This window comes from Shewanella sp. YLB-07 (assembly GCF_009377275.1).
In genome coordinates, this window is sequence record NZ_VOQB01000021.1 from 102,283 (window position 1) to 111,598 (window position 9,316).

Consider the following 9,316-nt stretch of genomic DNA (forward strand, 5'->3'; position numbering starts at 1 on the left):
GATGTTTCCTGTCAGTAAAAATTGTGCAGGATTTTAACGATAATAGCCCCAGAAACAAAGTGATTTATTGCAAAAATAAGACTCGGTCACTATTTGCAGCCATTTATTTACAAATCAAGTCAGCTGGTATTAAGTTACGCTCAAGTAAAATATTGGCAAATACAGATATTGGCAATATGTCTTTATCTGAGTAGACTGTTGTAAAAAATTATAAAGGCATAAAATTATGAGAATTTTGGTTGTTGAAGACGATCCTATCTTGTCTCACCATTTACAGGTGCAACTGAGTGAACTTGGGAATCAGGTTCAAGTCGCATTGACCGCCAAAGAGGGATTTTATCAAGCAACTAATTATCCCATAGATGTTGCCATCATCGACTTAGGTTTACCGGATCAGGATGGCATGAGCTTAATTGAAAGTCTACGCGATGCAGGGCTAAAGGCACCAATCCTTATCTTAACCGCCAGGGTCAATTGGCAAGATAAGGTTGAGGGTCTCAATGCCGGTGCCGATGACTATCTGGTTAAACCATTCCAAAAAGAGGAATTAGTCGCGCGTTTAGACGCCTTAGTCAGACGCAGTGCAGGATTTGTTAAGCCCCAGATCACCAGTGGTGATCTGGAACTGGATCTCGCCGCTAAGCAGCTCTCGATGAAAGGTGTCCCCATGGAGATCACCGCCTTCGAATATCTCATACTCGAGTATTTGATGCGTCATTGTCATGAAGTCGTCGCAAAGCAACGTCTGTTAGATGTGATCTATGGCGATAAAGAGGGAGATCCAAACACCATAGAAGTCATGGTGTCCAGACTCAGGAAGAAACTCACCAAAGAGGGGCTGGAGAATCCTATTGCCACGATCCGCGGCCAAGGTTACAAGTTTAATCTGCCATGCAGTTAAGGTTTAAATTTAAGAAACGTCTGCTAACACGGATGTTTCTTACCTCACTGTCAATTATTGCCTTAGTAGGATTCGGCTTAGCCTGGCTGGTCAACATTCTTCATGCACAAGACAACTACAACGAAGAGACGGCTCAGCTCATCGCAGAGATCCCTAAAGTTGCCGCAGAGCTGAGGGAGCACGATCTACTCCCCGCTAGCAGTGACGACTGGCTCGAGGAAAACAATACACCAGAAAGCTATACCATAGCCAGCTGTGATGCAGATTATAGACAAATTTGGACCTCATCTCAGGCTGTCGATAAAGGGCTTTTTGATACCTGCGAACGCTTCAACGACATTCGACACGACTCCCCTCCTTATTACCTCAATCTTGCAGACGATAAGGGCTACTTCATCTATTTACTGTCATTAGAAATGTCTGGCAGTCAATATAACCTGTTGGTGATGAAAGATGCCCAAAAGCTCGAGCAGGAATTAGACAAATTCAGTCGACGCACTTATTTCAGGCTAGCCATGGTATTGGCACTGGCTCTGGTTCTGTTAGTCAGTGCCGGTTACTGGGGAATGCGACCTTTAACTCGAATGAGAAACGAGTTAGAGAGTGTCAGCAGTGGTAAGACTAAGGCGCTATCACAAGATTACCCCATTGAGCTCGAAGGAGTTACCCAAGCGCTCAATCAGCTGCTATCTCAATCGAGTGCCCAACAGCAGAGATATCAGAATGCGATGAATGATCTTGCTCATAGCCTGAAGACACGCCTTGCAGCCGTCCACGCTATCACAGATGATGCGTCATTAGATAAACAAGGGGCAAGCGAGCGTATCATGGAGCAGGTAAGCCAGATGGACTTGCTGGTTAAATACCAACTCAAGCGTGCCATGCTAGGTCGTAAAGGACTCAAGCATGAACAAACCTTAGTCGCCCCCCTGGTCAATCAGCTTTCTCAGATGCTTTTTAAGGTCTATCGTGACAAGCAGGTTCAATTCATCGCCTATATTCCCCAGGAACATGTCTTTCCTGGAGATAAAGGCGACTTGATGGAGCTTTGCGGTAACTTGATGGAGAATGCATTCAAATTGTGTATCAGTCAGGTGAGAGTCACTGCCCGTTATAGCGATGCCGGAGAGTTTGAACTGATTGTCGAAGATGATGGACCTGGCGTCGAAGAGAGTCTGCGCCAAAGAATCATCGAGCGTGGTGTCAGAGCCGACACACAAAAAGCCGGACAAGGGATAGGACTCGCCGTGTGTAATGAAATAGTCATCAGCTACAATGGTAACTTGAGCATAGAAACCTCAGAGCTTGAAGGCGCTAAGTTTAGAATAACGATTCCAATTTAAGCCCAGAACTAAGTCATGCAACTAGATACAAGGGTCTTGATCACAAGACCCTTGTATTCATACGCTATCTTATCGGTGCATACAATTGCTCGGCGCGATTAAACATGACCCAAGAAGTCGCGATATATTTATCGTTACTGATCGGTCTATTGCCTCGATGTGAGTGAGTAAAGCCCGCTGGTGCTATGACCATGCTGCCCTTCTTTGGTTTGAGTTTTCTGTTTTGATAAAAAAATTCCGTCTCCCCCCCCTCTTCTACATCGTTAAGATAAAACATATAGAGCACCACGCGATGCAAGGCTTCATTATGCCCCGCCTGAGGAAACTGCTCAGAATGCCAGTGAGGGTACCCTCCTACACCCTGCTGATATTTCTGAACATTAATGGTCCCACTGCGGTAGAGATACTTAACTAATGCTTCGGATCTTGGTTCACCCAGACTCTGATAGTTATCAGGCGTCAGCGCAACACCTTGGCCTTTGTCATCAGCGACTTGCACCGATACAGCCCCCATCAATGCCATCGAATATACATTGAAATACTCGGTAGAGAATTTCAATGTATAAGTGAGTAATTCATTCCTGATACTCTGCAAATCCTCGAAACTGTCTAAGGTGAGATCGCGACTTATTTTTTTTTCTAAATCCACCCCTTGGCCGGTTCTGCCATCGGCCACCCCCTTATGTTGTTCAAAAGAGGCGATCAAACGATCACATAAGTCATCTGGGATAGCATTAGGGTATACTTCAATGAAGTCCATTTTGTTAACTTTGCCTATTCTGTGTTCAGTCTATGCTGACATAATGGTTAAGTGATTGTAAAGTCATTGAGTTAAGTTAAAATATCACTATAACAATCAAACCAGTTCTGGAATAATTGTTCTAAAGAGATGGGGATACTAATAAGAAGAATATGAAGAAAAACCGTAAAGTTGCAGTCAATCAATTACAAGTCGGTAATTTCATCCGCTTACCCGTTTCTTGGAAAGATCACCCCTTCCTATTCAGTAGCTTCAGACTCAAGCAACAGGCACAAATCGAGCTTATTAAAAAATTAGCCATCGACTTTGTGTTCGTCGATATCGAGCGAAGTGATATCCCCCCTCTCACCGAAGAGGTTGCCAAGACTAAAGTGGTGCCGCCGCAGAAAGAAGACCTGGATGCACTCACCATCGAGATGCAAAAAAACAAAAGTGAGCGTATTGAAAAACTCAAGCGGATGCGCCGAGACCTTCAGAAAACCGAGCAAGACTTTGACCGATCTATCGCAAAAATGCGTAACTTGGTATCTAAATTACGCAACCGTCCGCTAAATGCCATAGATGATGCCAAGGAATTAATTAATGACATGAGTGAAAAATTACTGAGTTCGGATAACTTAGTCTTACATCTTATGGGCGAAGCCAAAGACGACGAATCAATTTATTATCACTCTCTCAATGTCGCCGTACTCTCCATGTTAATGGCAAAAGAACTGGGCTGGGACAGATCAGATATCGAATTAGTCGGCATGGGTTCACTGTTTCACGATACTGGAAAATTGAAAGTCCCTCCACAATTACTCAAGAAGAAGACACCATTAACGCCGCCTGAAGTTAACTTTATGAAGCAACATCCAATCATGGGTGCAGACTTGTTGAAACTCGCTGAAAACTTTCCAGCCGGTGCCATGCCAATAGTACTCAATCATCATGAATACCTAGACGGCTCTGGCTACCCTAAGGGGCTTAAAGAGAATAAACTCGACAAGTTGTGCCAGCTCGTTGCCGTGGTTAACTTATATGACTCTCTTTGTCACCCTGACGCACAGACAAAAGCGCGTACTCCCTATGCTGCACTCGGTCATATCTATAAAAACTTCAAGACACAGCTAAATCAGCAAGTCACTGGCAAGATGATCAAAATGTTAGGCATCTATCCCCCCGGCAGTATTGTTGAGTTATCTTCTGGCCAGTTTGCCATGGTCATGTCGGTCAACCTGGACAAAATATTGTTCCCCAGAATACTGGTCTACGATGCCATGGTTCCCAAAGATCAGGCTCCGATTGTGGATCTAGAAGTCGAAGGTCTCAGCATAGTCCGCTGTATACAACCAATGGCGTTACCCGAGAAAATCTTTAAATATTTAAACCCTAGAGAGCGTGTCAGCTACTATATAGGTTCAGATAGCTAAATTATTTTTCGATTATGACTTCGAAAAGTAGAACGAAAGGGAAAGAAAGGTATTGAAAAACATCGAGGAAATATGACTAAAACCCTTTTCCCCTCTAATAACACTGCAGCTCTTATAACTAAAAACTCACACATTTCCCCCGTTATTCTCAAGTTTTCTTGCCGAATAGCAAACTATTAGCTAATTTGAAAGTAACGCTATCTTCTGGGGGGAGAGGCTATGACTGAATTACCTGACTTCGATAAACTAAGATGGCTGGCTGAAAATGAGCCTGATGAACTCGAAGAGCTTCAAAAAACACTCTGCAAAGAGGCGATAGATTGCTGCCCGGAAACGAACAAAGAACAACTGATCTCGATGCAATACCACCTTGAGCAACAGCTATCTCGATGCTCCAACCCTTATCACAGATGCTATTTGGCCATCAGCATCATGAACGACAAGTTTATCGCCTTAAACACCATAATGAATCACCCTCAGGAATTTCGACAACAAAATGCCAAAATCCTGGTACTTCCTTCAAAAAAGCTGTCGACTAACTGACTAAAGCCAGCCTTTCCTCTTGAAGAATGCATAGGTTCCACCGGCACTGGCCAGCATCATCAAGATGGCCATAGGATAACCAAACTGCCACTCTAGCTCAGGCATAGTGGTAAAATTCATCCCATAAGCACTGGCTATCACAGTCGGCGGTAGGAAGATGACTGCTGCAACCGAGAATATTTTAATGATCTTATTCTGTTGTAATCCACTAAAGCCCATAGCGGCATCCAGCAGAAAGTTTAATTTATCGAAAATAAATTGACTGTGGGGCATCAGAGATTCGATATCTAACAGCATCTCACGTAAATCTTTAAGGTTATCGTCGGTGAGTTGACCACGATAATATCTTTGCATATAACGTAGTGAGCGTTGAGTATCCAGCAGACTTAAACGAATTTTACCATTTGAGTCTTCCTGCAAGGTAATGAGTTTAAACACTTCGTCTAGTTCATTGTTTTCAAAAACCTGCTCACTGACACCATCGACCACTGAATAAATATCTTCGATAAGATCTGATAAGTAATCGACTTTCAGATTGAACAACTCAAGAAAAAGCCCTTGAGGTGTGGTGACTTTGATACGTCCCAACCTTAGATAGTTTCTAAGCAAGCGAATGAGACCGACATCATCCTCTCTGATCGTTAGCAGAAAATCTTTACGTAAATTAAATGAGACGTTAACGCCTTTGACATCCTGGCCTAATCGTTGAGGAAACAGGGAGTTAATATGCAGACCATCGTTATTTTGATAGAAACGTGCGGAAGCTTCAATTTCATTGATATCTTCTTCCTCTGGTACCTCTTCAACAGAGTATTTACTCAACCATTCACGTTCTTCGTCACTGGGTTTGAAAAGATCTAACCAGAGCGTTTCCGGAGGTACAACATCCTGTATGTTCAGTTCAGTAATCGCTAGTTTACGATCGTTATAGACATAAGCAGTTATCATGGTACCTCCTGAAAAAACACTATGACGAATTTTTGTGCCACAGCGCAGGGTAAAAAACGAGGCTATTCTACCTTAATCGGCAAGATTAAAAAGCTCTATAAACAATAATCTAGTCAAAGTTGGTATTAGTTAGAATTTGCGATAATGACACGTTCTTGATTCGATAAGCGAATGTTAATGCCATCAATAGTTGTGATCTGATTGTTCAATATATCTTTCTTTCTCACCTGATACACACTGGTACTGTCTATTAACGGTGATACTATGGTCACTCTGACCACTTGGTTACCGTCTTGCCAGCTCCAATACCAATAACCTGTGCTTCCAAACATAGAAACGGCTATCAAACCCATAAAGATATAGCGCAACATGATTCGTTTCCCTACATCGACGGTTCTGGTTTGAACTGATAATCGAGCAGGTTTACGTAAGTAGAAAAAGGCGCCGACAATGACTAAGAGAGTGATCAGTATTTTCGTGAACACGGCGAACTCCAACGGTAATAATAACCCGTGATTATAACGTCTTTTCATTGCTTAAACTGGTACAAATGTCTAATCAAACATAAGAAAAAATCTGAGACTCACCTAACAAGTGCACCTTCTGCGATACCAATTACATTAATGTGGTTAAAAGTGGTATAAATCACTCCACAGATCTAACCTAGAGAATCCTATGAAGCACACTTTAGCCCTCGCAGTTATTTTTACTGCAGCCTGTTCACTGCCAGCATATGCAAAACTCACCCTTACCTTACCTAAGTCTGCGCAGCTCTTAGTAGTTAATGGTGTAGAGATGGAGGATGAAACCTCACTAGAGCTCAATGATGGCAATAATCAGATTGTGTTTAAATATAACACCAGCTTCAGGCAACAAGGTGAGCAAAGAAGGTTCACATCAGAAGCTGTGATCCTGACATTCAATGGTCAAGATTCAGCGTATAAGCTGTCGTTGCCAAGACTTAGATCTGACAGTGATGCAGACAAGTTTAATAAGCTTGCAGAGTTGACCCTTATCGATGAAGCGGGGGGAGATGTTGAATACACCAGTGACCTACTCCTCAAAGTGGGAATACAACTAGGCCGGGATTATGACAAAGAAATAGCAGTCTATAACAAGAGTTCAGCGCCTGCGGCCCTCCTAAACCTTGTACCACAAACACAGAAATCAACACCTGTAGTATTACCTGCAACCACTGTCGTGGTTACTCATAATAGTCAGGCCTCTGAACAGATGCCTGACACCAGTAAAGACCAGATAAATGTCGGTCAAATGTTGGATTTTTGGTATAGCCAAGCGGATGAAGAGACTCGCAAGGCCTTCAAGTTTCGCATAAATCAAGACTAATCCCAATCGGTAATCTGTATAGCCTATAAAAGCCAGTAGACTTATTACGCTGGCTTGAGGCTCATCACACGGCTCAACTAGCAGTAATGAACCAGCTTAAGTCTTGCGCTGGCTTCCTCCGCTCTCTCTTGAAATTGAACCAAATTCTCTCTCGCCAACAGTGATACGGAATTGTCCTCGATAAATAGCAAACCGGCGCGCTTCCCCATAAGATAATCATGTTCAAGCTGAGCATCTGCACTGCCCAAAATATGGCTAGTGAGCCTGGACTCGGGGAATATTTGTATCACCTCAACGTCGTCCGGTGGTGATGCAATAAACTGCAGAGAATGCTTATAAGCTGCTTCATGATGAACGAAATAATCGAGTGCTTTAGGGCATCGGTTCGACGAACAAATCCAGGACTTAAGCCGATTAACCCAAGGTGTATGGGCTGTGTATTCCTTCGGCATAGTGCGGATCACCACTATCTTCCTCGCCCCCCGTTTATAAGCTTCCTCCACAGGCAAGGGAGCCGATAAACCACCATCGACATGATAGTCCCCGTTAATCAGCACTCCCTTACGATAAAGATAAGGCAGAGCGCTCGATGCCTTAAGCAAGGTTAACCAATTTTTGGCATTTGGCGAAGAAAATAAAGCCTGATAACTGGAGCTATTCGTTGTCGAGATAAGTAAGCTACGACTTTGAAGCTTAGTCAAACCGTACTCAGTGTTTAAACGAAATTGTGCATCACTGCCCTGTTCGAAATACCAGTCAAGATCGACGGTATTGGATCCTTTCAGCCCTCTTTTTATATTGAAGAACTCAGGTTGCTTAGAAAGTTGAGCAATCGAGGCCTGAGCAAACCCAGCTTGGCCAGTCAAAAAGCTAGACAGGTTCTGTGCCCCTGCAGAAGTGCCTATCAGTAACTCAAATGGGTTATAGCCGCACTCTAACCAACTATCGAGTACGCCTGCAGTAAATATCCCCCTCTGACCGCCACCTTCTGCCACTAGAGCCGTACGGGCAATAGGCTCAGGTATGTTATAGCGCTGATCATTACCTTTGTTTGGAGATGGATCATCGGCAAGCACACGAGCTATATATGGTTCTAAATCTGAATTGGCAGCAATCGATAATGGCATAAGAAGACCTGAAGTTAATTCCCCCACGGAACCCAATCAAATCTATAGATTCGACGCTAACTTGTATAATTGATTATTTAAATAACTCACATAGAAAAATCCAATTAACATTAACGATTACTAAACAAGTTTGAACGGAGGCGGCTGGAATTGACCTACGATCTACATGGGCTTGGAAAGTGTCACTTATGCACGACTGAAAGGATTCAGGAGGTACGAGACCAAGGATGGACGAAGGTAGATTAATGCAGGAGCTATTATCGAGAGTAACGCATGGAGCAGTTACCGAGGAGCATATCGGTGACCTCTCGTAGTTCGCGAAGTGGACACATGGGGGCGGAGAAGTAGCGCTTTGGATGCGCAGCATGAGTCGTTGGAACAAAGAGCAAAGACGCCTTCCAATGGTACAGCTTGGAAAGGTCATGATACTTACCGAAGGCCGAACACATGGGGGCGGAGAAGTAGCACTTTGGATGCGCAGCATTCAGCTACTTTGCAGCGAGAGACGACGTAGGTGTCGAACTGAAAGGCCCACACTGCGGCGGTTACCAGTACAGATATCAGAGTAGCTCCTTTGTAGCCTGCAACAAAGGCGCCTTCCAATGGCCCAGCTTCGGATAAATCCTCCGCGTTCTACCGCAGCATCAAACTTCGTTTGCTGAACGCAGCGATATCACCCTACTATCACATAAAAGGATGCATGCTTCGCATGCGCTATCTATATTCCCCATGTGAGAAGCTCATTTCAAAAGCTGTTAAACGAAAAAATCCCCAACACTAAGTGCTGGGGATTTATCGACTCTCTTTACGAGAAATTAGGCGCCTGGAAATGACCTACTCTCACATGGGGAGACCCCACACTACCATCGGCGCGATTGCGTTTCACTTCTGAGTTCGAGATGGATTCAGGTGGGGCCACAATGCTATGGTTTCCA

Annotated in this window: 9 protein-coding genes and 1 rRNA gene; 5 read left to right on the forward strand and 5 right to left on the reverse strand. The window is 43.8% G+C overall.

Annotated features, from left to right (window positions below; translation table 11 throughout):
* Positions 1-226: 226 nt before the first annotated feature.
* Both FS373_RS29535 and FS373_RS29540 read left to right on the forward strand, forming a co-directional pair.
* A complete protein-coding gene (locus tag FS373_RS29535) occupies positions 227-901 on the forward strand; it encodes a response regulator (RefSeq protein ID WP_144046095.1) in 675 nt (224 codons plus the stop codon).
* Positions 892-2,244: a sensor histidine kinase gene (locus FS373_RS29540; protein WP_144046094.1), complete on the forward strand. Its 1,353-nt coding sequence runs from the start codon at positions 892-894 to the stop codon at positions 2,242-2,244. Before FS373_RS29535 ends, FS373_RS29540 begins: the two co-directional genes overlap by 10 nt.
* A gap of 64 nt (positions 2,245-2,308) precedes the next feature.
* On the opposite strand, the gene FS373_RS29545 is transcribed toward FS373_RS29540, so the two are convergent.
* Entirely contained in the window at positions 2,309-3,004 is a 696-nt protein-coding gene (locus FS373_RS29545; RefSeq protein WP_152831299.1) for a 2OG-Fe(II) oxygenase, read from the reverse strand.
* 152 nt (positions 3,005-3,156) lie between these two features.
* Here FS373_RS29545 and FS373_RS29550 point away from each other — a divergent pair, with 152 nt between their 5' ends.
* Both FS373_RS29550 and FS373_RS29555 read left to right on the forward strand, forming a co-directional pair.
* A complete protein-coding gene (locus tag FS373_RS29550) occupies positions 3,157-4,416 on the forward strand; it encodes an HD-GYP domain-containing protein (protein WP_152831300.1) in 1,260 nt (419 codons plus the stop codon).
* A gap of 219 nt (positions 4,417-4,635) precedes the next feature.
* A complete protein-coding gene (locus FS373_RS29555) occupies positions 4,636-4,959 on the forward strand; it encodes a DUF3135 domain-containing protein (RefSeq protein ID WP_144046093.1) in 324 nt (107 codons plus the stop codon).
* Here the strand turns inward: FS373_RS29555 and corA are convergent, their stop codons facing one another.
* On the reverse strand, positions 4,960-5,907 hold the full coding sequence (gene corA, locus FS373_RS29560; RefSeq protein WP_144046092.1) for a magnesium/cobalt transporter CorA: 948 nt from the start codon (positions 5,905-5,907) through the stop codon (positions 4,960-4,962). It lies immediately after the preceding gene.
* Between the two features lie 125 nt (positions 5,908-6,032).
* Positions 6,033-6,392, reverse strand: coding sequence for a hypothetical protein (locus FS373_RS29565; RefSeq protein ID WP_229381163.1), 360 nt, complete (start codon positions 6,390-6,392; stop codon positions 6,033-6,035).
* A 190-nt stretch (positions 6,393-6,582) separates the two neighbouring features.
* On the opposite strand from FS373_RS29565, the gene FS373_RS29570 reads away from it, so the two are divergent.
* Positions 6,583-7,254: a DUF2057 domain-containing protein gene (locus FS373_RS29570; protein ID WP_152831302.1), complete on the forward strand. Its 672-nt coding sequence runs from the start codon at positions 6,583-6,585 to the stop codon at positions 7,252-7,254.
* Between the two features lie 77 nt (positions 7,255-7,331).
* Here FS373_RS29570 and FS373_RS29575 read toward each other — a convergent pair whose 3' ends face one another.
* Together FS373_RS29575 and rrf are read right to left on the reverse strand one after the other, a co-directional pair.
* The gene (locus FS373_RS29575) at positions 7,332-8,381 is read right to left on the reverse strand and encodes a patatin-like phospholipase family protein (RefSeq protein WP_144046090.1); all 1,050 of its coding nucleotides are present in this window, start codon (positions 8,379-8,381) and stop codon (positions 7,332-7,334) included.
* 821 nt (positions 8,382-9,202) lie between these two features.
* Positions 9,203-9,316: ribosomal RNA gene (gene rrf, locus FS373_RS29580) — 5S ribosomal RNA — on the reverse strand; the annotation flags it as partial.